This window comes from Roseibium hamelinense, from assembly GCF_007830545.1.
Lineage (GTDB): Bacteria > Pseudomonadota > Alphaproteobacteria > Rhizobiales > Stappiaceae > Roseibium > Roseibium hamelinense.
The window spans coordinates 143,956-166,338 of record NZ_VLLF01000010.1 but is presented as its reverse complement, the minus strand read 5'-3'; the positions used below and the strand labels follow the sequence as shown (position 1 = coordinate 166,338).

General features: G+C 51.4%; 21 protein-coding genes and 1 tRNA gene. 6 read left to right on the top strand and 16 right to left on the bottom strand.

The annotated features are described in order from the left end of the window. Window positions 1–12 precede the first annotated feature (12 nt). From phnL to phnG, 6 genes are read right to left on the bottom strand one after another with little or no spacing between them, the layout of a single operon-like run. A complete protein-coding gene (gene phnL / locus JM93_RS18875) occupies window positions 13–714 on the bottom strand; it encodes a phosphonate C-P lyase system protein PhnL (RefSeq protein WP_145346566.1) in 702 nt (233 codons plus the stop codon). A 9-nt stretch (window positions 715–723) separates the two neighbouring features. Next, window positions 724–1,512 (bottom strand): phosphonate C-P lyase system protein PhnK, encoded by a 789-nt coding sequence (gene phnK, locus JM93_RS18870; RefSeq protein ID WP_145346564.1) that lies wholly within the window; start codon window positions 1,510–1,512, stop codon window positions 724–726. Then, window positions 1,509–2,444, bottom strand: coding sequence for an alpha-D-ribose 1-methylphosphonate 5-phosphate C-P-lyase PhnJ (locus JM93_RS18865; RefSeq protein ID WP_145346563.1), 936 nt, complete (start codon window positions 2,442–2,444; stop codon window positions 1,509–1,511). The genes phnK and JM93_RS18865 overlap by 4 nt, the downstream gene beginning before the upstream one ends. Beyond that, window positions 2,441–3,562, bottom strand: coding sequence for a carbon-phosphorus lyase complex subunit (locus JM93_RS18860; protein ID WP_145346561.1), 1,122 nt, complete (start codon window positions 3,560–3,562; stop codon window positions 2,441–2,443). Before JM93_RS18860 ends, JM93_RS18865 begins: the two co-directional genes overlap by 4 nt. A gap of 2 nt (window positions 3,563–3,564) precedes the next feature. Then, window positions 3,565–4,203, bottom strand: coding sequence for a phosphonate C-P lyase system protein PhnH (gene phnH / locus JM93_RS18855; RefSeq protein WP_145346559.1), 639 nt, complete (start codon window positions 4,201–4,203; stop codon window positions 3,565–3,567). Continuing rightward, complete coding sequence (gene phnG / locus JM93_RS18850; RefSeq protein WP_244300933.1) at window positions 4,203–4,679, bottom strand: phosphonate C-P lyase system protein PhnG; 477 nt, start codon at window positions 4,677–4,679, stop codon at window positions 4,203–4,205. The genes phnH and phnG overlap by 1 nt, the downstream gene beginning before the upstream one ends. Before the next feature lie 120 nt (window positions 4,680–4,799). Here phnG and phnF point away from each other — a divergent pair, with 120 nt between their 5' ends. Then, window positions 4,800–5,534 (top strand): phosphonate metabolism transcriptional regulator PhnF, encoded by a 735-nt coding sequence (gene phnF, locus JM93_RS18845; protein ID WP_145346557.1) that lies wholly within the window; start codon window positions 4,800–4,802, stop codon window positions 5,532–5,534. 35 nt (window positions 5,535–5,569) lie between these two features. Here the strand turns inward: phnF and JM93_RS18840 are convergent, their stop codons facing one another. Beyond that, window positions 5,570–7,132: a CYTH and CHAD domain-containing protein gene (locus JM93_RS18840; RefSeq protein WP_145346555.1), complete on the bottom strand. Its 1,563-nt coding sequence runs from the start codon at window positions 7,130–7,132 to the stop codon at window positions 5,570–5,572. 87 nt (window positions 7,133–7,219) lie between these two features. Continuing rightward, the gene (locus JM93_RS18835; RefSeq protein ID WP_145346553.1) at window positions 7,220–7,771 is read right to left on the bottom strand and encodes a cupin domain-containing protein; all 552 of its coding nucleotides are present in this window, start codon (window positions 7,769–7,771) and stop codon (window positions 7,220–7,222) included. A gap of 248 nt (window positions 7,772–8,019) precedes the next feature. Here JM93_RS18835 and JM93_RS18830 point away from each other — a divergent pair. Continuing rightward, window positions 8,020–8,104: transfer RNA gene (locus JM93_RS18830), tRNA-Leu, on the top strand. A 162-nt stretch (window positions 8,105–8,266) separates the two neighbouring features. On the opposite strand, the gene JM93_RS18825 is transcribed toward JM93_RS18830, so the two are convergent. The 7 genes from JM93_RS18825 to JM93_RS18795 all read right to left on the bottom strand — a co-directional run bounded on the left by JM93_RS18825 (window position 8,267) and on the right by JM93_RS18795 (window position 18,760). Next, a complete protein-coding gene (locus JM93_RS18825; protein WP_244300929.1) occupies window positions 8,267–11,056 on the bottom strand; it encodes a tetratricopeptide repeat protein in 2,790 nt (929 codons plus the stop codon). Window positions 11,057–11,357: 301 nt separating this feature from the next. Continuing rightward, window positions 11,358–12,422 (bottom strand): tyrosine-type recombinase/integrase, encoded by a 1,065-nt coding sequence (locus tag JM93_RS18820; protein ID WP_244300928.1) that lies wholly within the window; start codon window positions 12,420–12,422, stop codon window positions 11,358–11,360. Window positions 12,423–12,432: 10 nt separating this feature from the next. Further along, window positions 12,433–12,768, bottom strand: a complete 336-nt coding sequence (locus JM93_RS18815) for a helix-turn-helix transcriptional regulator (protein ID WP_341873643.1) — start codon at window positions 12,766–12,768, stop codon at window positions 12,433–12,435. 217 nt (window positions 12,769–12,985) lie between these two features. Then, the gene (locus JM93_RS18810) at window positions 12,986–13,885 is read right to left on the bottom strand and encodes a GIY-YIG nuclease family protein (protein WP_145346549.1); all 900 of its coding nucleotides are present in this window, start codon (window positions 13,883–13,885) and stop codon (window positions 12,986–12,988) included. Continuing rightward, entirely contained in the window at window positions 13,885–16,587 is a 2,703-nt protein-coding gene (locus JM93_RS18805; protein WP_145346547.1) for a DEAD/DEAH box helicase, read from the bottom strand. The genes JM93_RS18810 and JM93_RS18805 overlap by 1 nt, the downstream gene beginning before the upstream one ends. A gap of 2 nt (window positions 16,588–16,589) precedes the next feature. Next, a complete protein-coding gene (locus JM93_RS18800) occupies window positions 16,590–18,194 on the bottom strand; it encodes a site-specific DNA-methyltransferase (RefSeq protein ID WP_145346545.1) in 1,605 nt (534 codons plus the stop codon). 146 nt (window positions 18,195–18,340) lie between these two features. Then, entirely contained in the window at window positions 18,341–18,760 is a 420-nt protein-coding gene (locus JM93_RS18795) for a helix-turn-helix domain-containing protein (RefSeq protein ID WP_155197534.1), read from the bottom strand. Between the two features lie 120 nt (window positions 18,761–18,880). Between JM93_RS18795 and JM93_RS18790 the strand changes: the two genes are divergently transcribed. Next, entirely contained in the window at window positions 18,881–19,126 is a 246-nt protein-coding gene (locus JM93_RS18790) for an XRE family transcriptional regulator (protein WP_145346541.1), read from the top strand. 33 nt (window positions 19,127–19,159) lie between these two features. Further along, window positions 19,160–19,408 carry a hypothetical protein gene (locus tag JM93_RS18785; protein ID WP_145346539.1) on the top strand — a complete coding sequence of 83 codons (249 nt, stop codon included), beginning with the start codon at window positions 19,160–19,162 and terminating at the stop codon, window positions 19,406–19,408. A 239-nt stretch (window positions 19,409–19,647) separates the two neighbouring features. Here JM93_RS18785 and JM93_RS18780 read toward each other — a convergent pair whose 3' ends face one another. After that, window positions 19,648–20,970, bottom strand: a complete 1,323-nt coding sequence (locus JM93_RS18780; RefSeq protein WP_145346537.1) for a hypothetical protein — start codon at window positions 20,968–20,970, stop codon at window positions 19,648–19,650. A 331-nt stretch (window positions 20,971–21,301) separates the two neighbouring features. Here JM93_RS18780 and JM93_RS18775 point away from each other — a divergent pair, with 331 nt between their 5' ends. Together JM93_RS18775 and JM93_RS18770 are read left to right on the top strand one after the other, a co-directional pair. After that, window positions 21,302–21,691 (top strand): hypothetical protein, encoded by a 390-nt coding sequence (locus tag JM93_RS18775; protein ID WP_145346535.1) that lies wholly within the window; start codon window positions 21,302–21,304, stop codon window positions 21,689–21,691. 136 nt (window positions 21,692–21,827) lie between these two features. Beyond that, a complete protein-coding gene (locus tag JM93_RS18770) occupies window positions 21,828–22,370 on the top strand; it encodes a recombinase family protein (protein ID WP_145346534.1) in 543 nt (180 codons plus the stop codon). The last annotated feature ends 13 nt before the right edge of the window (window positions 22,371–22,383 follow it).

The window sequence follows — 22,383 nt, the reverse complement described above, 5'->3', positions numbered from 1 at the left end:
CATTTAAGCGATTTAGGCAGCGTCCGCCCGATAATTTGTGACGTCCAAGATCCGGTCGGCGATCTCGTCGCGCACATCTTGGTCGTGCAGGATGCCGAGTATGGCGACACCTGCCGTTTTCTTTTCCTCGACCAATTGCACGACAACACGCCGGTTGGCCGCATCCAAAGATGCAGTTGGTTCGTCCAGCAGCAAAAGCGGATAACGCCCGATAAAACCTCTTGCGATATTCACTCGCTGTTGTTCTCCGCCGGAAAATGTTGCCGGGGGCAGACCCCAAAGCCGCTCTGGCACGTTGAGCCTGGCGAGCAGGGTGCGGGCTTCATCAAGCGCGACTGCCTCGCTCGACCCTTGTACGACAAGCGGCTCGGCGACAACCTCTAGCGCCGAAACCCTTGGAATAACGCGCAAGAACTGACTCACATAACCGATGGTGTTTTGACGCAGCACCAGAACTCTCCGAGGCTCTGCACCGGCGATGTTGACGATGTCATCTGCGATCGTCACCAGGATCTGGCCGGTGTCGCACCGATAGTTGCCATATATCATTTTCAATATTGAGCTCTTGCCCGCGCCGGATGGGCCACCGAGAACAACACATTCACCGGCGCTGACCGAAAACTCGACATTCGACACTACCGGGATTTGAGTGCCACCCTGCAAGTGCATGGTGAAAGTCTTGCCAACGGCATTGAGATAAAGACGGACAGGCATTTTGTGTCCTTACACTTGCAGAATCGAAGAGACAAGCAGCTGGGTATAGGGCTCGCGTGGGTCATCCAGGACCTGATCGGTCAGACCGGTTTCGATGACATGGCCCTGGCGCATTACCATAATCCGGTGTGACAACAGCCGCGCCACAGCCAGGTCATGTGTGACGATGACCACGGAAAGTCCCAACTCCGAAACGAGACGTCGCAACAAATCGAGAAGACGTGCTTGAACTGAGACATCGAGTCCGCCGGTCGGCTCGTCCATGAAGACCAGCCGTGGCTGCGTTACCAGGTTGCGCGCGATTTGCAGCCGTTGGCGCATGCCGCCCGAAAAACTGCGCGGATCGTCATCGATGCGGTCTGAGGTGATTTCTACCCGTCCGAGCCAGTCGTTAGCCGTCTCGCGTATCCGGCCATAGTGGCGATCACCGACAGCCATCAGGCGTTCGCCGACATTAGCGCCGGCGGAAACCGTCATACGCAGTCCGTCGGCTGCATTTTGGTGGACAAACCCCCAGTCGGTCCGCATCAGAAGCCGTCTCTCAGCTTCGGACAATTGATAGAGATTGCGCATCGATCCGTCGCGCATGCGGTATTCGATTGCGCCTGCGGTCGGCGCAAGGTGTGTTGACATACAGTTCAGCAGGGTTGTTTTTCCCGACCCGCTTTCGCCAACAATTGCAAGAACTTCGCCGGGCCAGAGATCAAAGGAGACATTTTTGCAGCCTATGCGGCTTCCATAATACTTTGTGACCCCGTGGACTTGAAGGAGCGCATTATCACTTGAAAACAGGCTCATGTCCGGGTCTCCGGTTTTGGTTCGTTGCCGTCGGACAGCTGGGCGGCGGTGGGGGCTGCAGCCATAGGGCCCGTGAGGCCTTGCGCCCGCCGTTCCTCGCAGTGGTTCGTGTCCGAGCAGACGAACATGCGCCCTCCATGGTCATCGAGAATGACCTCGTCCAGATACACGCCCTCCGCACTACACAGACCGCAAGGTTTGTCGAAGCTTTGCACCTCGAATGGATAGTCTTCAAAGTCGAGGCTTTTGACATCTGTATACGGCGGTACGGCATAGACGCGTTGCTCGCGGCCGGCGCCGTAGAGCTGCAGCGCCGGCATTCGGTCAATCTTGGGATTATCGAATTTGGGCGTTGGCGACGGATCCATAACGTATCGTCCATTGACCTTCACCGGATAGGCGTAAGTTGTTGCTATATGACCGTTTTTCGCGATGTCTTCGTAAAGCTTCACGTGCATAAGGCCATAGTCTTCCAATCCGTGCATTTTCCGGGTTTCCGTTTCGCGCGGCTCCAGAAACCTAAGGGGTTCGGGAATTGGAACCTGGAACACGATGACCTGATCTTCGCGTAGAGGTTTTTCCGGAATTCGGTGCCGGGTCTGAATGATGGAGGCATCAGCCGTCTCGAATGTGGTAGCCACCCCTGCAGTCTTTTTAAAAAAGCCGCGCAGAGAGACTGCGTTTGTGGTGTCGTCGGATCCTTGGTCGATCATTTTCAGGCAGTCATCTTTGCCGATGATCGATGCGGTCACTTGGACGCCTCCCGTACCCCAGCCATACGGCATGGGCATTTCGCGGGAAGCAAATGGCACCTGATAGCCTGGGATCGCGATGCCTTTCAGCAACGCCCTGCGGATCATGCGTTTTGTCTGTTCATCGAGATAGGCGAAATTATAGGCACTTTCCGATGGTGTTTGAGGTGCGTACGTCATTCTGCAGCCTCCTTTTTGCCATTTGCCGGATCTACGGCTCCTTGGGCCTCGAGCCATTCGGCCCGCAGCTTGCGTATAAGATCGAGTTCCGCCTGAAAGTCGACGTAATGCGGCAGCTTCAGGTGTTCTACAAATCCGGTCGCCTGGATATTGTCGGAATGGGACAGCACGAATTCATGATCTTGAACCGGGGCTGTCAGCTCTTCACCCAGTTCTTCCCAACGCATGGCCCGATCAACCATGGACATTGCCATTGCCTTGCGTTCGACCTGGCCGAAGACCAGTCCGTAACCGCGCGTAAACGTCGGGGCTGCCTTGGCCGATCCGGAGAATTGATTGACCATTTGGCATTCGGTGACCTTGATGGTGCCGAGCGTGATCGCAAAACCTAGTTCTTCTGCGAAAAACTCGACTTCAACAGCGCCATAGCGAATTTCGCCGGTGAACGGATGCGTGCGCGCATAGCCGCGCTGTGAAGAATAGGCGAGTGCGAGAAGAAAACCCTCGTCGCCTCTGGCAAGGTTTTGCAGCCGCAAGTCGCGGTCAGCCGGGAAGGACAGCGGCTCGCGGGTCAAGTCGCTGACCGCGGCATCTGCAGAGCGGGCCGGGTCAGGCTCAATCAAGCCCTCATCTCCAAGAAGATCGGTTACGCGTGGCATGCTTGCCGGGGTACTGACCCGCCGTGCTACTGCTTCTGGCAAGCCTTCGGCGTCAGCCGCCAGTGCAAAATCCAGGAGCCGGTGGCTGTAGTCGAAGGTCGGGCCCAGTACCTGGCCACCCGGCAGGTCTTTATAGGTGGCCGAAATCCGGCGCTCGATATACATGCGCCCCGTGTCCAGGGGTTGGCTGTAGCCGAGGCGCGGCAGGGTCGTCCGGTAGGCGCGCATCAGAAATGCAGCCTCAATGAGATCTCCACGGGCTTGTTTTATGGCAAGCGCGGCCAAGCCTTCATCATAAAGGGATCCCTCGCCCATAACGCGGGCAACAGCCAGCGACAGCTGTTCTGCGATCTGGTCGACGGTGAGTGCGGGCACGCTCGTATCGCCCCGGCGTCTTTTTGCCAGAAGTTGGTGTGCATTCGAAATGGCTTCCTCGCCACCTTTGACGGCCACATACATCTTCAGGCTCCTTTCGGGCTGATACGCGTTGAACGAGGCAGGGCGGCGATTTTGTCAGTGCCTGCAAAGACGAGGTCTACTCCCCTTGGATACTGGGCGTTGTTTGCTTGTACTTGCCGCCAGAAGCCATTTGGCACGGGTGTGGAAGAGAAGCTTTCCGGTTCTTTTAATCCTGGACCTGACAGCTCCACATGCTCATCCGTGCTAAATGTCTGGTTCAGTAGAATGACGGTCGTAGATCTGTCTGGGTAGTCAGCAGACCCCTGGTTGAAATTGCTAAGTGCTGACATTTGAGCTGGATCGCTAACTATAGCGAATGAAGCCTCGACAGGTGTCGACACAATCGGGGCCGAGGTGTGAAACCTTAAAAAGGCCAGTACGTCCAGTGAACGTGCAAGCCCGGGATCAAGCCAGATCGCCGTATCGTAGTCGAATAAGGTCAGCGCCAGCGCAGCGCCCATAGGCGTTAATGGCACAGGCGGTTTCAACTGCGAGGCGTCGTAGGTTTGCCTCTTTCCCGGCTGAGCCATGGCGTTCATGAGCGCACGAAAACAACGTTGGGCGTCATGTACGGGGTCGCTGAAACCCGCTGCCAGCACCGCATTGGAACCGGCCGGAGCCTGCCGTGTCTCCAAGCTCATCAATTGTCTCCCCGTACCATGGTAAAAAAGTCGACCTTCGTCGCTTCGGTCTCGGCCGCTACGTCCGCTTTCGCCTGGTCCTGCTTATGTTTGAGCGCGGCAATCACCTTCTCTTCGACGGCACTACGATGCGTGGGGTTTTGCCAAAGGGCATCGAATAAAGCCGCATCCAGCGCTTTCTGCTTGTGACGCCCGAGGCAATAGGATGAGCCGGTCTCGCCAGAGCTGATCCGTACGACGCAGCGCGTTACCGTAACTTCACCGAGGTTGAACTCGGCTCCGGTGCCGCCGGCCCTGCCCCGGATCATAACCAGGCCGGTTTCCGGCTGACGGATGATGTCGAAATCCGTTGGGAAAGACAGCGCGGTTTTGAACTTTGAGAGATCTTCCGGAGAAGCCGCGGCCAAAATTGCCATGACCTGTTGGCGGTTCGGCGCGGAACCGCCCGCGTTCTCTGCGGGTGATGGATGGTTCATAGTCTCGGCCTCGTGGGTGCGGTGAACCGATATGGGTAGGGCATTTTAGTCCAAATATGTCTATTTGTATAGACAAATTTTGATATTGACTCCAACATGTACAGGTTCGATGAGATTTGTATGACAGGCCGTGTAAATCTTGATCGTGGCGCAGGGATCGCCATCTGGCGACAAATCAGCGAATGGCTGAAATCTGAGATCGCTTCCGGCACTTTTGAAACCGGCAGCCGGTTGCCGACTGAAGCTGAGATTGCCGAGCGTTTCGGTGTTAACCGGCATACTGTCCGCCGGGCCATTTCGGAGTTAAGCGGCGAAGGGATTTTGCGTGCTGACCAAGGGCGGGGCACATTTGTTGCCGCAGCGCCCATGGACTATCCAATTGGTGCGAGAACTCGCTTTTCCGATATTGTATCTGGGCAAAATCTGTCGCCGGACGGTCGTTTGATCGCCTCGGCGGAAGAAGCTGCGACCAGCAAGCTGGCGCGACTTCTGAATGTTCCAGAAGGCACGAATCTGATTCGTATTGAAGCGCTTAGGGTCGCCGACAATCTGCCCATGATCATCGCGACAAGCTGGCTTGTAAAAGATCGGTTTCCGACGTTCGTAGCCGATTACGAGAAAACGGGCTCAATCACCAAAACGCTTGAAAAGGCGGGTGTCCCGGATTATCGGCGCAAAGAAAGCCGCATCAGTGCGGAGCGGGCTCAAAGCGGCGATGCTCAGTACCTTGAAATTGAACCCGGAGACCCCGTGCTGGTCGTGGAAAGCGTCAATGTTGATCCTGACGGGCGTCCGGTTCAACACACCCGGGCACGCATGGTGCCGGGCCGCATCCAGCTTGTTGTCGACAGCTGAAGCGACGTCATTGAAGTCCTGGACTAAAGCGCGGTCTATTCCCAGAAACGCTTGGTTTTTTTGGTATCTTTCCAGTATTCCTTCGCGTGTGACCACATGGCATGGGCCTGCGCCTCGTGCCAACCGATCACAAAGCCCACGGCCTGATGGATGCCGGTGCCCGAAGTCTTCTTAGGCGCCGGTAGAACCAGCAGCTTTTCGGCCATTGCGACATCGTTCAGATATCCGAAAACATCTTGCAGCTTCTTCATGCGTTTCAGGAAGGGTTTAATCTCTGAAGCGGGATACAAGCTGCCAAAAAACTCTACGCCATAGCGGAGTTTTTTCAGCGCCTTACGCATGTCGTGGCGTTCTGGAATGGTGAGGTCGTCAATCCGCGCACCATATTTTGCAGCTTTCTTCCAGCGCCTATGAAGCGCGACTTTGGAAAAATTGCGAACCGACTGCGCGAGCAATGCCGTCTGGTCGAAGTTTTCCGGATCCAGCCAGCCACGGGTTTCCGTGTAAGCTGCCAAATCGAACAGGAACCCATTGATGTCAGGCGCGGCCATATGAGTTTGCAGGGCAGCACGGCAATCTTCGCGAACCACATTCATGTGATCCAGCAGCGCATCCAGCTTTAATCCCGGAGGCGCGTGTTGCGACAAGGGGGCAACGATTTCTTCAGTCAGAACGTCGAGATCGCGCAGCTCTCCGGCCTCGCCTGCAAGCGATTGAGCGGTCTTGTCCAGCTTTTCCAGCGAAACCGGATTGAGCACGGGTTTGAACATCCGGAACGCACTGCGCAATCTACGCAGACCAACGCGCAGCTGATGCGGTCCTTCCGGGTCGCCGCTTTCCAGCATGACAATCCTGTTATGCGCAATTTGAGAAAGGCAAGAGCGCAAGATCTCACGGTAGGCCAGTTCTACCGTTTCATCTGCAAACAACCCGACCTCTTGCGCAAGTTTTGGAAGTTTGACGTCGTCGACTTCGCCGCCGGCAAAGCGGAAACCCCGTTCTGCCTTACTGTAGTTGGAAAAGCGGAACGGTTCCTGACCGATAATTTCTCGGGCTGCAACGAAAAGGGGAGCTGTTGTCCCGCTTTTTAGCTCGAGCTCGATCTCGGCCAATGGTGTTGATCTCTGACCTGCCTTCACTTCCCCGCTGTCGAAGGCGACCTCTATTTGGGTTCCGTCAGATTTGGCGGTTAAGATGCGTGTCGTCCGCTTAAGCACTGTCTCAAAACATGGCGCGAGCGGCTTGTCGGCGATCGCTCTTGTTAGAACCTCAACCACTTCCGGGTCTTCAATCACCGAAAAATCGAGCTGCGCGCCTTTCACAGGGTGTTCAGCTTCTATCGGGCTGGACAGCGGACCGTTCATTCCGGTTCCAACCTTTGCCGTCTGCACCCAGCTTCGTCCAATCTTACGGACCCGCAGTGAGATTTTGGCATCGCGAAGGGCTTGGTCCGGCGTGTCGAAATAGATCGATTGTAGCGTCTTGGTCGAGGCCCGGCCGGCCGTGAACCCCTCGTAAGACGCGCTCTTTTTCACGCGCTCCAGGACGTCGGGTGAGATGTCGAGCTTCAGCTCGATTTCCTTGTTCGTTTTGCTCATGTGCTTTTTCTAGCCAAGGGTAAATCGTATGTCCAGAAAAAGCGCACGAGATGCGCTTTTTTTGATTTGGACGCGCGATACTGCGCCTCAGGTTCCAAACCCAGTGCCGACTGTTTTGTCCAGGCCGATCATGCGTTTCAAACGGTTTTGTACTCTGGCGAGGAAAACCAGATGTTTCGGCAAGGCACGTTGATTGAAGGCGATCTTGCGAACGTATTCCGGCACCTCCCAGACGGCAGATGTGCCGACTGGAAAAAACAGGCAGATCCCTGGCCGGGCATGATAGCGCACGCCAGCTGCGTCAGTAATAAAAGCCTCGCCTTCAAGAAACATCACAGCCTCATCGCAACCATAATGCCAGCGGAATTTGCCTGCCGTACACGACCAATGATCCGTTGACGTCCAGCCGCGGTTTGCGCCTGTCATATTTGCGCAATAGGCGTCCGGACTGCCTTCCAAAATCCAGTTTGGATTGATCGGAGCGGGTAGCAGAGCGCCACGGTCAAGAGCGCCGATCGGAAAAACCGCCCCCATCTCGGCATGAGCAGCAGAAGCGTGCAGCTTGTGCAAACCAGCCGAAACGTTGGTTCTGTCGTCCTCCGAGTGTTTTTCAGACGTGCGGTCTGTGTTTGTGTTCATGTCTCAACTCCGGGATACGCCAGCTTTCTAGCATGGGAACCGTTGACTTCGGACTAACTCCGCGGTCGCTCTCGTAACAAAAGCGGATTTACTTCCCCCGATTTGCAGCGAAAACAGGTGCACCCTGAAAACACGGTGAGGAGTTGAGACCGGGCGATAGGCAGGTTCTGTGATTTTTGCGGTTTGTGATTAAGCAGATCTTGCAAATTCGGGAAACAGCGTGATAAGAGGCCAACTCGGTGTCAGTTGCCCCTCTGGCGGAACTGGTAGACGCGCGGGATTCAAAATCCCGTTCCTTCGGGAGTGCCGGTTCGATTCCGGCGGGGGGCACCATCTAAAAGTTTTTTCTCAATAAAGTCAGTGTCTTGTGTTTCGGATTTGTCCCACTTAATTGGGCGTTTTCGAAAAGTGGGACAATTACGTGTTCAGCTCATGTATTTTGCGATTTGAATCTCGAAGAATGCGACGAGCTTTTTCGCCAAGCCGACTGATAGGTCAAGAAGACGAAATCGAACCGTCATTCTTTGCTTTTTGCATTTCCAGCTGTGATAGACGCTTCTTTAACTGTTGACGATACTTTTCGCCGGATGTCAGTCGCAACGCCTCCTTAGTTGCTTCCAATGACAAGCTTATGTTTCCAAGGGCTTCATGACACTGGCCGACAAGGTCTGAATATGAACCCAGCCTGTTCTCTGCTCTGGGGTCCTGCGAGGCCAAATCGAGTGAAGTTTGTGCGCTCTGCAATGCCTTCCCCGGCTGATCAATTGCCAACTCGGCTTTCGCCTGCTGATAAAGTACCCAGTGATCTTTTTCTGCGTCGGACATTTTAGCGAGTGCGGAGATGGCAGACTCGGCCCTCCCGGCGCCGACATAGGTCTTGGCAACGACTCTCAGATTGTAAGGCGAAATTCTATCTAAATTGGCCAGAGCGTCGGCGAAGGCGCAGGCGGTCTCATTGAGTCGGTCAGCCAAGTCCATTTTCTCTGCTGCTGCGGCGGCAGTGGCAACGTTGGCAAGGGCTTCGCATGCGTTGGGCCATTGACGTTTTTGGACAGCGTCTGGGTAGATAGCCAGCATGTCCGGATAGATTTCGGCGATTGCAACTGGATGTTCTCCGTTCTCATAGGCAAACAGACTCGTAAACGCCAAAAAACCCTCGTAGAACTGCTCAAATCCGTCTAGGGCCGCCATTGCGACAACCTCCGCCAACTCCTTAACAGCTTCAGGCTGGTTCTGCAGTTCAGTGCGTAGTGAAGGATAGGATCGCAATCTACTTAATGACGCTAAAGACACTCGCAAAGGTACAGAAGCACCATCATGCAGGATGAGGTCTATGAGCGTCCTAATCGCGGCCTCACCTTCCTTCTTCACTAAGTCTGAGGCGCTTTTTTGAGTTCCTGCATGTGCGATCTGGCCGTATGCTGCATGCCAACCTGGCCGTTCCTTGAGAACTGCTCTGAAACAATCGAGAGCACCTTCAAGTTGATCGCTGCGTCGAAGCGCCTTTCCTTGATGGTGCAATAGTTCCACCAGCATTTCGACGTTGTCGATCTGCTCAGCGACTTCACCGTATTCCTTAGCGCATTGCGAATAAAACGCCGGTCTCTCTCTTCCGGGTAAAGTGTATGAATGTGCTTCTCTGAGGTCGAATACACATAACAATTCAGCAATCGACATGTTCGGCCGAATGGGAGTTGAATGTGAACCCGGTGAAAGACCCAGTCGATCACCACTCTCAAGCTGCAGCAGTGCATATGTAAGCCAATCTAGCGTTGGCTTTCCTCTGGCTTTATGTGCACAAAGCAGTTCTTTCGCTGAGAAATGAATCTGCCTCAGAACGCTCGGTACCATTTCTCCGCGATATTTTTCGACATACTGAGCTACTTCGGTTGCGAGTTCAGTTCCATCTATTTCTTTGTTACGCACAGCACTACAAATGAGATCGTGAACTACAAGTGCTGACGCTGTTGCAGAGCGGTTAATAATCGCTAGTTTCTGCAATGATGAGCGTGGATATGCCCCAATAAATTTTGTAAGGAAGTTTGAATCGAACGTACTGCACCCGCTATTCGCTATCTTAATCAATGCTTGGAGATTTTGATCGGTGAGGCGTCGAAGAAGTTTTTCCATGACGGAACGACCGTCATTCAGTTGCGCAATTTGAGGTATCTTTAGTACTTCGCGATATAGTTCTTGCTTTTCGACGCCATCCATTTTGGTGACTTCACGCGTAACAGCCAAAATTAGTGGGCAGAACCGACAGGCTTCTACGAAAGCTTGGGTGTCAATATCTGTTGTGTCTCGATCTTCTCCTAGGATCGCATAGGCAACCTCAGCAGATAACTGCGGAACCTGCATATGAATCTGGCTGTCGGGGTCGCCGATCTGTGAGGTGACAAGTATGTGCCCGCCTAAGGAAATTCCTTTTTTAAGTTCAGCGAACATCTCGATTGATACTGGGCGGGAAAGATCATCTATTACAAGTAAAGTCTTAGTGTTGTTGAACACGCCTGCGACGTTAATCTCTACGCCGCCGCGTGAACGCTTGATCGCCGTCAATGGAACATTTTCACCCCAGTCGTCCCCTGATATCCATAAATAATTTCCGTAGCGTTCCCCGTCGGAATGCACGAAATCTATTGCCGCTTGGGTCTTCCCCGAACCACTAAGGCCATGCAGAACACAAACGGCTACGCCTGTTGCATAGTGGTCTCGGAGTGCCCTGCCGAATAAGGGTTCTGATTGATGATTAGCGCATAGCGACGGCACAAGTCCGTAATAGGCGTAGCTGTCCAAGTTCTGCGAAAAGTCAGGTAGGTAGAAGCGGAAAAAATCCGCTGTCTGCGGTCTATCACGTGAAAACTGGAATATTTTCTCCGCCAATTGCCGGGAGTCGAGAAATACAATCTTTCCAGAGTTGTTGACGGCTATGTCGGTTTTGTTGAACTTGCCTCTAAACGATGGGGGTTCTTCAGCACTAGAAACTAGATAAATCTTTGAAAGTGGAATAAGTGCTGCTTTGTCTATTGCGTGGTTGATGTCGTTTTCTATCTTGTTGAATTTATATTTGTCTTTCGCGCTGGACGTTTCTTCAAAGTAATTTTTTTCAGTGCTGTACTCGCCAACAATCGCGAAATCATGCGAAAAAGTGTCTACAGTGTGACCAACAGGTTTATGATCTTTGTTTAGACCATGATGCACTAAGTCTTTGGACTCGATCAATTCGACTATCTTATGTCCAACAAGTTCTAGCGAAGATGCATCGAGGTCTGCGATTTCACCCATGAGATCGCGGATTACTCTTTTTTTTATGAACTCTGACAATCTAACCCCGAGAATCTCTGGCAAATCCATTTGAGACTTGTTTCGAATTTGAATCGAACAGCACTCAACCAATTCGTCAAACTAACGTTGAATACAACCAGAATCTATAGCCGCGTAACTCAGGACAAGGGGCGTTCGGTTTTCTCCTTTTTTGATCAACAGAGAAGCGATGGCAATCGGCGCAGCGGCAAATTATGAGAGGTTCTTGTCACTGTGAATCAGACATGTAAGGCCCAACATGCTATGCTTCTTCGTTTAAACCCTACTGAGAACGTCGCCCAGACAGCTTTTCCATTGCGTTCCTGGCCCGGTACGTCTGGCTTGCGCTTCTGGTGTAACGGATGACCTCCTCAGATGTGCTGTGACCGGTGATCGACATGATCTCCTGTTCAGTACACCCGACCTCAGCCAATGCGGCGGCCGCGGTTTTCCTGAGGCCATGAACGGAAAGACCGGTCAGCCCGGCTTTATCACACCACTTACGGAACCTGTTTCCAAAGGCACCCTCGGTGAAAGGTCGGCCATGGGCGTTCACAATGAAACTGCTTTCTCCGATATGCGATAGTGTCAGCGCATCCGCCAACTCATCGGCGATAGGAATCCAGAGTTTAACTGGTCTGCGTCTAATATTTTTGCGCTGAGTAAACTCTAGACCCGGCATCCCATCCTTTTCGACAATGTGCTGTGGCCCAAGGACGATGAGATCGCTCTTTCTCTGCCCGGTATAGAGCGCGAGCATTACAGCCAAATAAGCTGTAGTGCCGGGCGGGTGCGCATTGACGAAGGCATCAATATCATCACTAGTCCAAGCGACGTGCCCTTGGCTGTCGGACTTTAGGTTCTTCACCAGTCGTGCTGGATTTCGGTCATGATACTGATATTCGACAGCAAAATTGAATACCTGACGAACAGCCTTGAGCATTCCGTTGGCGGCTTCGGGTCGGTCACTCATCGCATCTCTCCGCATCATTAGATGCCTTGGCTCAATTATCGAAAATGGATGATCACCTTCATTTTTGTTGGCGCAAAAACGATCAAGAATTTGGCGTCTGACGCGACGTGTTCTGGGGGAAAGAGACATAAAATCAGACGACTGATAATATAGCTCCACCAAATCGCGGAATGTTTTGGGCTTTGAGTTGCTCGGCACCTCCTTCGGTTTTGGTTTTTCAAGTTGGCCTACACAAGCCAATCGATAGTCTTCCAAAAACTCCGGTGACCCCTCAGGGCCACGAAGACGCTGTTTACGGCCATTGCGGCGGTAGTAAAGGCGAACGTTTCCATGCCGGTCACGGTCACGGGTCACATACTTAAGATCAACCTTCATGGCTGCCCCCTCAGTTGTCCCAAGGATTGCCAGCAGCGGGGGCTGCAAGACGGTCGAATGCCTCATCGAGTGCATTGATATCCCAGACCGTCCGGGACCCGATGCGGATCGGGGCGGGCATGGTGCCGTCTTTAATCAGGCTGTCGAACATGGACGCACTGACGCCGATGTATTGGGCGGCTTCGGTTCTGGAAAGGCCCCGGCGGGGTGCTGCAGGTTTAAGGGATTGGGCCGAAGCTTGGCTGATCCGGCCAATGGCTTCGGCGGCCTCTGCAAGACTGGAAACAGCCTGCGTGAGCACCGCATCGGATTTGAGTTGGGAAGTAATAGATACAGACGGGTTCAATCAAAGCCTCCTTAAAGGCCCTGACCGTGGTTACCACCCGTCTTCAGGGAAAAGCCCAGATGTTGGGCAATCAGAATTCACTTTTTGAATTAGGTGGGACAATCTCGGAATACAACCTTTACAGTCAAATTTTTTGTAAAACCCAAACACTGATATGGTTGTACTCAATGGAATGTGTCTGTGCCGAGAATTGAGATTTGCATTACGGGATAGCGTATTAGACAACGTCACCGACCGATTTTGCGGCCTTCAGCTTTTCGAATTTTGTGTATCTCGGACCCTGCATTGCCCCGCTGGGGGCATCGGCAAATGGGATCGGTTGATCGAAAGACTTCGCCGGACCTTTGAACATGAGCCTGTATTTTCCTGTGTCACCGTGCGGGACGATGTGGTCCACTTCCGCCCAATGGGTGATCGCGCTGACCGGGCGGGTCTGATAGGCGGCGATGTATTTTATCTTTTTCAGCATCCCCCCAGAAATGCGTATGGCGTGCCACTGGTTTTCGCCAAGAAAGACACGTCTGAAGCCATCGTCCTTGGCAGGGACAATAACAGTATCGGGTTCTGTATTATTCGTGATCCTCGGCGGTTCCACCTTCTTAGGCTGTTCCAGTGCATTCAGGCCAACGAGTGGAAGGATTTGCAGCATCTCACCGAGGAATACCTGCATATCGGCACGATCAAATTCCGTGAGCGGAGGTTCATTCGGCATTGTAGAATTATCGAGAGTGCACTGCTTCAGACTTTCTGCCCGCCCTATCAGTGCATGTTCAAGCCATGTGATATGACCGCGATTGAGACCGTTGTTTGTTGACACAAACACCAATCCCCAGTCCCAGAAATCTCTTTCCTTGTCGTGCTGAAACAGCCTCTGCTTCAAATCATCAGTCTGGCCGATATACAGTCGCGGCAGGTCGCCAAAATCATCGCCGTCTGCAGTATCTCGACCAACGAGAATGTAAACGCCATTCGTATTTAATTCTTCGCGCGTACAGGCTGCCGGAAGCTCCCCTCTTGGAAATACGACGGCACGTCCAGTCCAATTCATTTTATCGATGACCCGGATGCTCTCCGGGTCGCCATCTGGTACGAAAATGCGGATTGTAAATGGTGCCATCACAATAGGACCTTTGGCATAATATCAGGCGTGCTTGAGCCACCTCTGACTGTTCTGGAAATCAATTCGAAATCCTTCTCGGTCGGCATACAAAAAAGGCACTTGCCGTCGCTAGCCTCGGCCCAGACGGCTCCAATCTGCCGTTTGGCTTCTTCGCTTTCGTAGAGATGGCCGCCTTTGTATTCGACGACCAATATCCGGCCATCGGTCAACAGGGCGACAAAGTCCGGATAGAACTTGCCATGGGGAAGTTGAAGCCAGAACGATGTCTTTTTGCTTTCAACGTTCCTGATCCAATAGGCGACTTCATCCATGTTATCCAGATAGGCAGCGCAATCAAATTCCTCGCCGCTGGGCTTCAGATCGCCGACGATGCTCGTGTAGTGCTTATTGAATTTCGTCAAACCGGCATATGGCTGGTTATAGGAATAGCGTTGCTCATCGAATATCATCGATACTTCAGCACTCGTCGAAAATTGATCCGCTTGTGCCTTGAACAGTGCACTGTAATTCCCGCTCTGACGTTCGCCTCTAAGGTCGGAAATAAACAGCCGCAGAGCTTGGCGGAGGTTGTATTTGTGCCGAGCGATCACATCGAGGTTCAATCCGCTCTGTAACAGTGCTTTTAGGGCCTTGGAGATGAAGATAATCGCACTTGATTTGGTAATATCATGGTGCGGTATGCCTGTATCGAGCCAGTTGGCCAGCCGAGCCTCTGTCCATGCTGGCTCTTGAACCACAGCAGCCAAATCTCCTTGGACACGTTGAGCGAAATTGATCTCAACTTTGCCCTTCGCGGTAACATCTATCTGGCCGGTTTCAGTTTGATCGATGATCCGGAACCGATTGACGATGTCCGACGCATCGCATTCATCAAGCCGCCATGGCAGGTCGAGGAAATGCTCTTGTGAGAACAGTTCCAGCTTCCCCTGTTTGGTAAATGCCAGCATTGGCACAATGAAGGCAGGTTTGTTGATCTCAGTCGCAGCTGATGTCTGGAAGTTGTTTGATTTGGCAAACAGGCGGTCAACCACCGGAGCAGCTTTGGCTGACTTTGAAAGGGCCAGATGAATATGGTTTCTGGCCTCCTTGGTCATTGCGCCTTTGTAGCTGAATGACTGTTTGTCCTCATCGAATTCGAGGCGGTTTCGAACCGACGCCGGAAGCCGAGTGATTGCGTAGGAGACATCTGCAGGCGGCATTGCCGGGTCTTCGAACGTCTCTGACTCATGCACGGTCTCATCCGCCATAGCTTCAAAGCCGATATCCGGTTGCGCCGTGACAAGAGTTTCAGTGTCGATTTTGTTGAAGCCTGCTCCGTCAACGAGACCGTCTTTGAGCTGTTGGGCGGTATCATTGAAGCTCGCGGAAGCGACAAAGGCATAGGCTTGGTTGAGTGCCGGTCGCGTCTTCAGCTTCGCCCTTGGCATTCGGAGAATGCGGCCCAGTATCTGCTCAATGGCTGTTGAAGACGACTGTTCCGCAACAGAGCAAAGAGCATATGCGAACGGACAGTCCCAGCCCTCCTTCAGCTTCTGAACGGTGATGACATATCTTACCCGGCAGTCAGTAGCTGCAATGTCAGTCACTGCGTCCAAGTCTTTGCGTGTGCCGGAATGCACCACAATTTGGTCTTCAGGAATACGCTTGTCGTTCTTTAAGAACTCTTCGACCTTGTCATATGTGATGCGAGTGTCGTCGCCCTTCTTGGAAGACTGTGCCTGAAACAGAACGATGGGCCGAATGTACTCTCCCGTGTCGGTCTGTTCGGCCTTTGCCGCTTCTTCCAAGGAAGCCTGACAGTCGAGCGCAGCTCCAATCGTCCGCCGCCAATCCCGATCCGTGGTCAGCCGGATCGGCATCTTTATCATTTCCTCGGCTTTCAGTTCGGCAGCCGAAACTGAGTAAAGGACGTTGGAAGCATGAAGGTCCTTTGCCGGATCATTCTTCACTTGCGGGGTTGCTGTCAGCTCCAAGATCAGAGACGGGTCGAACCGGGAAAGGGTATCAAAGGACAGCGGGGAACGGGCGTTGTGAGCCTCATCCACTATCACCATGGGCCGGTGCAACTTCAATAGATTGGCGAGGGATGCGATGGGCCGGTTGGTCCCTTCGACTTTGTCCAGACGGGCTTCCTGTTCTTCGCTCAGGCCAGAAAAATGATCCATGAGCGATCCGGCATCCTGATAGACCTTCAGCCCTTCAGTGTTTTCTTCGCCATTTGGTTTCTCCCGCCGGAATGACTGTATGGTCGAAACAATGATACAGGCACCACCCTCGGCATCAGCTCGCGACATGGCCAAGGCTTCGGGCTTGGTCATGATATTTACATTGCGGCCAAAATCCTTCGCCAGAGCCACACGGTACGGGTGATCGAGGTTTTTTAGGGCATCAACCGTCTGCTCCAGAATCGGAGTCGATGGCACAAGCCACAAAACCATTGGATTGGACGCTTGCAGGTATTCCTTCGCAGCGATACCGACGGAATGCGCCGCCATGATTGTCTTTCCGCCGCCGGTAGGTATGCGAAGGCAGACATAGGGTGTTTCGTCGGCAACCGCAGGGGCCGGGAGAAATGGGAGGTTAGTGGCTTTGTAGAAGGCAACGTTTGCACCATCAGATGTGCAATCGCGAAGATACTTCCGAAATTTTTCCAGAGCAGCTTGCTGATATTCCTTCAATTCGAAATTCACAGCCGCCATGGTCAGCTCCCCTCAATCTGATAGGGGATTTGCTTAAAGACGATATTCTCAGCCTTCAGCCGATCAGCGGTGACTGTGCAGCCCTCGGCATAGATGACCCGGCTTCCCTCAAAGTCCTCTGGCAATGGTGGCAGTCCGGCCAGTACATCGGGCGTCAAAACGTTTCCAGCATCTTCGCGCGCAAAGCCCTGTTCGGCGGCAGAAAACAGAAGGTAGACGAGCTTTTTCTTATGTTCGCCAATGAGAGGTGTTGACCCGTCTGCCTTCTTTGGCAGGGGGGTTCCTGTTTCGGAAAAGAAGATATGTGCTGCCAAATCTGGGAAGGAAACTGCAGCGTCGATATCACCAAACTCGTTGAACAGTGGTGTGCCCAGTTGGCAGTAACGAAATCCGCCGCCGAGTCCTTCAACGGGCTTATTGGGGTCTCCGCCCCTATTGTAACCTTTGATGATTTGCCGCAAACGTTCAGATGTTATTTCTGAAGCAATTTTTTCGTCCATTTCAACGAGTATGAACTTTCGGTCGCCGTTGTCCTGTGCATTTAAACTCAGCACCGCATGGCCGGTGGTTCCTGAACCGGAAAACGAGTCCATAACAATATCGCCCGGCTCCGCTACTTGTTCGACCAGTTTTTGAATCAACTCGTAAGGCTTTGGAAAATCGAATTTTCTCTCCCCAAAGATTTCATCTATTACTTTCGTGCCATTCCGAGTGTATATTTCAGAGCCAACGATCGAAGAAAATCCGGTAAATTTTTCTTTTAGGTCTGCATAAAAGTTTTTTGCTCTCGGGCGCCCTTCTGGACTCGAAGGCCAGAGAATTCGGCCCTCGTCGATCATATGCGCTATCCGCTTTCGATCGTATCTCCAACCCATATTTGGGCAGCCGTAGTTTATTCCGGTGAAAGGATTGACCAGATCAAAATGGAGGTTTGGTCGGGCGTCTTTTGTGGCAATCCCGACCATGTTGCCGCTGACCCATGGTCCACGTGGGTCGTTGTCAGGATTTGAGTATTGGTTAGTATTTCTTTCATCTCCGCGCAATCTATTTCCATACGCCAAAATGTATTCATGGTCGGTTGAAACACCCGTTATATTTCTATTGTCTTTATTTTGTCTGGATTTCCATATTAGTTGTGAGATAAAGTTTTTTTCCTTGAATATTGCATCCATCAATATTCTGATGTGGTGTATCTCTTCATCATCAATACTGACAAATATTACACCATCTTCGCGCAAAAAATCGCGCAACAACCTCAGTCGCGGATACATCATGCATAGCCATTTATCGTGACGGGAAAGGTCTTCTGCCTCCTTGCCAACGATTTTTCCGAGCCATGCCTTGATTTCGGGAGAATTGACATTGTCGTTGTAGACCCAGCCCTCGTTGCCGGTGTTGTAAGGTGGGTCAATATAGATACATTTCACCTTACCGGCGTAGTAAGGAAGCAGGGCCTTAAGCGCCTCTAGATTGTCCCCCTGAACGAGAAGATTTCCGCTGTCTGGGTCACCTGCTGATAATTCGCTGTCGCAATGGATAAGACGGTAAGGAACATCTTGGTGATGGTTGACGACAGCTTTTTTGCCGATCCAGTCGAGTACGGGCATCAATCTATCTTTGTATTTGGCCTCAGAATTGAGGCGGGAAATCACTGATTTAGACGTAGCCCGGCCTTTGCATCTTGTGCAAGGGAAGGCTGTAAGGTGAGTGCGCTTATGCAACCGTGTTCCCACAGGTTGGTGGCTGTCCCAGATTATTTGCGGAACATCGCTTCTATGAGCGATTGGTGGCGTTTCGGGTCGAATTCCGCCTTCGGGTCCTGAATGATGTGCTCGATCTCAATTCGGTAGACCTCCGAGACAGCCAGCCCCATCTTCTCAGGTGATGTGCGTGCCTTCATGCGGTTGACTACCGCCTGCACGGTTTCCACCACCTGCCGCATCCTATTCAGATCGACTTTGGAGGGAGCCGCTACAATGCTGTTCTCTAAGAGTGCTGAGGGTGACACGTCATATAACTCAGCCAATCTCAAAAGACGCTGGACAGAGAACTCGTTGTAGCCATTTTCCATACGGGAAAAGCTCGGCTCAGAAATGCCGATGGTCTCGGCGGCCTGTCTGATAGTTAAGCCAGCCTTCTTCCGTGCTTTTTTGATTGTCGTTCCGATGGCCAATTGGATGGTCTCGTTATCATCAATTCGTGTGCCTTTACATTAAATGTAACGCTTTGATTTGCCTAGCGATCAAAATTGGACTCGCAATCTTATTACTCTCAAAGTAAGAAAGTAAGCGTTATGACGCTCAACGATTACCTCTACAGATTCGGCATTTCAAAAAGCGCATTTGCCAAAAAGATAGGAACCACGACCGCTACCGTCAGCCGTATTTCGGAGGGGCTCGTGGTGCCTCGCAAAGGGCTATTGCTGCGGATTTATGAGGAGTCGGAAGGGCTAGTGACACCAAACGATCTGGTCGGTCTTCCATGTCTGGAAGCCAACTCCAACAGTGGCGCTCCGATGGCCTGCATGACCGTTGGGTGAGATGAAAATTAAATTGATTGGGAGTCCAAATTTATGAAAGCCATCTACATCACCCTGTCTGTATTGCTTATCGCATCCTCTGCGCTGGCAGAACCAGTTACCACACAGAAAGAGCCTGTTGACGATCAGCGTGGCTATGATCAGCCAACAGCTGAGGCATTCATCGAGGCAAATAAACAATCAAAAGCCGCATATCAGGCTGAGATGGAGAGGCGAGGTTATGATCGCTGGACTGCTGAGCAGTTTATTGCAACGAGGCAATATGCGCCAAAAAGCGAGTGACGGGCGCACAAGTAAATATAATCAAAAACTGATAAATGATGGGTTCAGGGCCGATTTTCTTCTGAACCCTATTCCGCCCTACAAGACTGTGATGTGCCGAAAATTGACATACGCGAGTACTGTCATTGTAGTAGGTATGCAAATTATATATTTAAGTGTATATCTAAGTGTATATCTAAGTATGTAGTATTTATTAAAGTGTGTGTTTAAAATAGCTATGTAAAACCTATTGAGAAACATCATTGTGAAGTAGATACAATCATCCAGCTATCGATATCATGATATTCCGTATCAAGATTGATACCTGTGCAGCTTGTCTCCATAACCCACTCGTTATCAAAAATCATTGGTCGGCTCTTTAACAACCGATACCGGCCATGTTTCAATTTAGGTCGTCGACTAGAAAATGGGCCTGTGTCCCGATGCATTTCAATACGGTGACCACGTTTATTGCAAATGTCTAAATCCAGTGCGCGAATATAGTCCATTTCGCTTTCTGAATACCATTTTTGAGCATAAGCACTCTCAACCGAAAAATGAATTCCTTTGGCTCCCATGCGATCTATGAAGAGCGCCCACTGGCAAATTGCAGCATTAATATTGAAGGATGACGCATCGACCCGATCAGCAGCAAACTCAGGGCCTGTAAACGCAGCTCTCAGCGCTGAAATCTGTCTATCGGCATCATCACGTCTGGGACCTTTAGAGGGGGCATTGAACAACGGTTCTGGGTATTTTCCTGCATAACCCAGCATGTCCATAATATTGGCCTCTAGCGCTCCTCTGTCTCTGATCCTTTTGATTTGAACACGCTCCCAGCCAAAGGATGGAAAATACGCATTCAGTATCATCTGGAATGTTTCCACATGAGGGGCGCGGACAACAAAGTGACCTGTGAGTATCCATCCTCCTGAGTCCGTGATCTGAACACCGAAATCTCTTACCATCTTGGCTTTGGAAGGCTCCTGATGAAGTTGTTGGGGCGATACCAAGTCAGGTTCAAAGGTGCCAAACATCACAACACCTCTTCGCTTTTTCGTCATGGCTGAAACGACAGCCTTGAGATTCTGATGTGCCTTGGACAGTGCATCTTCAAGCTGGCTAAGGTTATGAGCGAAGTCAAAGATGACTGTAACAAGATACAGCTCATTCCTTACGCGAGGAAAAAGGTAACGACTTCTTGCTGTTACTAACAGTTCGCACTCGTTTTCATGTCGCCAAATCGGGCACAGGGGACTTCGATCTGAAATACTTTTCGTATTTTCATAGAGTCGTCGATGCAGGTCTTTGCATTCGGTACTGTTGGTCTTTGAAAGAGCGTTCAGCATTCTTTTGAATGCTTTCAACTCCGTTTTCAAAAACGGACGTTCCAAAATCCAAGACATATCATTCTGGATATGTTGTTTGAACCAATCAGGAAAAGTATTGCTCTTTCCAATTATTCGTTGAACGTTCCCATCTTTAGCCTTTGCGCGGGTTTCTGCCAAGCTTCTATTTCTCGGCGAAAATGAGTTGCTTCCATCCGTTCTTTGTAATGACTGGTCCGTATCAAACTTCTTCATAAAAGTACTCAAGTATATATTCGATTATGTTTAACATTTGTGCGTCACTATTATTTAACTGATCTTTTCTTTTAGAGGGTCAATGATCAAACACTAAATACACGGGAGGTTCACAAATATGAAACAACAGACATCTCGATTAACAGTCCGCTCGGTAAGGCGTGAAACCCATATTAAGTTAGCTATTCTTCGTCGTTATACTAGGCTGACATTTGGAAGCATAATAGACGACGCTGTCGAAGCTCTTTGGGAAGCATATATTGAAGATGGGCACGAAATTGTTGACGACACTTCTGGGTAATACTTTTCAAATCAATTTAAAGGATAAATCATGGCATTCCCTACGGAGAATTTATTAGAGCCAATGCTGCTCGACCGTTTCGATTTAAATGAAGACGAGAACGTATTCTTAAGCGCAAGATTAATATCGTCAGAATATCCGGCTGACCGCCCCCTTCATATTCTTCCCAGTGCTGTAATGGTTCTCGGGCCTCGGATTAAAGGCTCCTTGTTCGTAGACTTTTGGGAGGACCAAGATGCGAACTATCATTTGGGGTACGTGGCATTTGAAGTTGGCGAGCAATTCATCAACTATCTGACCCACCGATTTCATGGGCCATATGTCAATCGGGGTTTTCCGTTCTTGGCAATATCGCTGGTGCAAAATGTCACCGGCTGGTCCCGTCGATTGATAGGCTTGAACAAACTTCCCAGCTGGTAATCGCAGATGCCTTGTAAGGGTGTAGCCATACAAGACAACCAGAATGCTGAACCGCATTGTCTCATTAGGATTATAATTTGATTTAAAAGATGAATCCTCTTAAAGGCCTAAACCTAATTAAGACGATGGAGGATGAATGCGGGTTGCCTACAGACGTGTCAGTACAGAAGACCAAAATCTGGATCGTCAGCTGGCCGACCAGCCTGACATTGATCGGGTCTTTGAGGAGAAGCTCAGCGGAGCTTCAAGAAACCGAGCAGCCTTAGAGGAGATGATTGGCTTCGTCCGTGAAGGTGATGTCGTCGTGGTGCATTCACTGGATCGTTTGGGGCGAGATATCCGAGACCTGCTGAACATCGTCAACGAACTGAATGACAAAGGGGTTGTCGTCGAGTTCATATCAGAACGCCTTCGCTTCAGTCGCCATGACGATGATCCCTTGGCCCGACTGCAGCTTCATATGCTCGCCTCATTCGCCGAATGGGAGCGTGCTATTGCAAAGCGTCGGCAGGCTGAAGGGATTGCTAAGGCGAAGGCCAAGCACCCTGAGAAATATAAAGGTCGTCCCGCCGTAATAGACCCTTCAGAGGTCAGGGCGCTAAAAGAGGCTGGCCTTGGGGCATCTGAGATCGCAAAGCGGCTCGGGATTGGGCGGGCGAGTGTTTATCGCTTGTTGTAGCTTCAAGGCCCGG

What these genes read in the sequence shown, in the direction of transcription:
- phnH (WP_145346559.1), bottom strand. Translation starts at nt 4,203, where the DNA reads ATGAGCTTGGAGACACGGCAGGCTCCGGCCGGTTCCAATGCGGTGCTG.
- phnG (WP_244300933.1), bottom strand. Translation starts at nt 4,679, where the DNA reads ATGAACCATCCATCACCCGCAGAGAACGCGGGCGGTTCCGCGCCGAAC.
- JM93_RS18810 (WP_145346549.1), bottom strand. Translation starts at nt 13,885, where the DNA reads ATGGCACCATTTACAATCCGCATTTTCGTACCAGATGGCGACCCGGAG.
- JM93_RS18825 (WP_244300929.1), bottom strand. Translation starts at nt 11,056, where the DNA reads ATGGGTGAAATCGCAGACCTCGATGCATCTTCGCTAGAACTTGTTGGA.
- JM93_RS18835 (WP_145346553.1), bottom strand. Translation starts at nt 7,771, where the DNA reads ATGAACACAAACACAGACCGCACGTCTGAAAAACACTCGGAGGACGAC.
- phnK (WP_145346564.1), bottom strand. Translation starts at nt 1,512, where the DNA reads ATGAGCCTGTTTTCAAGTGATAATGCGCTCCTTCAAGTCCACGGGGTC.
- JM93_RS18800 (WP_145346545.1), bottom strand. Translation starts at nt 18,194, where the DNA reads ATGCCCGTACTCGACTGGATCGGCAAAAAAGCTGTCGTCAACCATCAC.
- JM93_RS18820 (WP_244300928.1), bottom strand. Translation starts at nt 12,422, where the DNA reads ATGAAGGTTGATCTTAAGTATGTGACCCGTGACCGTGACCGGCATGGA.
- JM93_RS18860 (WP_145346561.1), bottom strand. Translation starts at nt 3,562, where the DNA reads ATGTATGTGGCCGTCAAAGGTGGCGAGGAAGCCATTTCGAATGCACAC.
- JM93_RS18770 (WP_145346534.1), top strand. Translation starts at nt 21,828, where the DNA reads ATGCGGGTTGCCTACAGACGTGTCAGTACAGAAGACCAAAATCTGGAT.
- phnF (WP_145346557.1), top strand. Translation starts at nt 4,800, where the DNA reads ATGACAGGCCGTGTAAATCTTGATCGTGGCGCAGGGATCGCCATCTGG.
- JM93_RS18785 (WP_145346539.1), top strand. Translation starts at nt 19,160, where the DNA reads ATGAAAGCCATCTACATCACCCTGTCTGTATTGCTTATCGCATCCTCT.
- JM93_RS18840 (WP_145346555.1), bottom strand. Translation starts at nt 7,132, where the DNA reads ATGAGCAAAACGAACAAGGAAATCGAGCTGAAGCTCGACATCTCACCC.
- JM93_RS18775 (WP_145346535.1), top strand. Translation starts at nt 21,302, where the DNA reads ATGGCATTCCCTACGGAGAATTTATTAGAGCCAATGCTGCTCGACCGT.
- JM93_RS18805 (WP_145346547.1), bottom strand. Translation starts at nt 16,587, where the DNA reads ATGGCGGCTGTGAATTTCGAATTGAAGGAATATCAGCAAGCTGCTCTG.
- JM93_RS18865 (WP_145346563.1), bottom strand. Translation starts at nt 2,444, where the DNA reads ATGACGTACGCACCTCAAACACCATCGGAAAGTGCCTATAATTTCGCC.
- phnL (WP_145346566.1), bottom strand. Translation starts at nt 714, where the DNA reads ATGCCTGTCCGTCTTTATCTCAATGCCGTTGGCAAGACTTTCACCATG.
- JM93_RS18790 (WP_145346541.1), top strand. Translation starts at nt 18,881, where the DNA reads ATGACGCTCAACGATTACCTCTACAGATTCGGCATTTCAAAAAGCGCA.
- JM93_RS18780 (WP_145346537.1), bottom strand. Translation starts at nt 20,970, where the DNA reads ATGAAGAAGTTTGATACGGACCAGTCATTACAAAGAACGGATGGAAGC.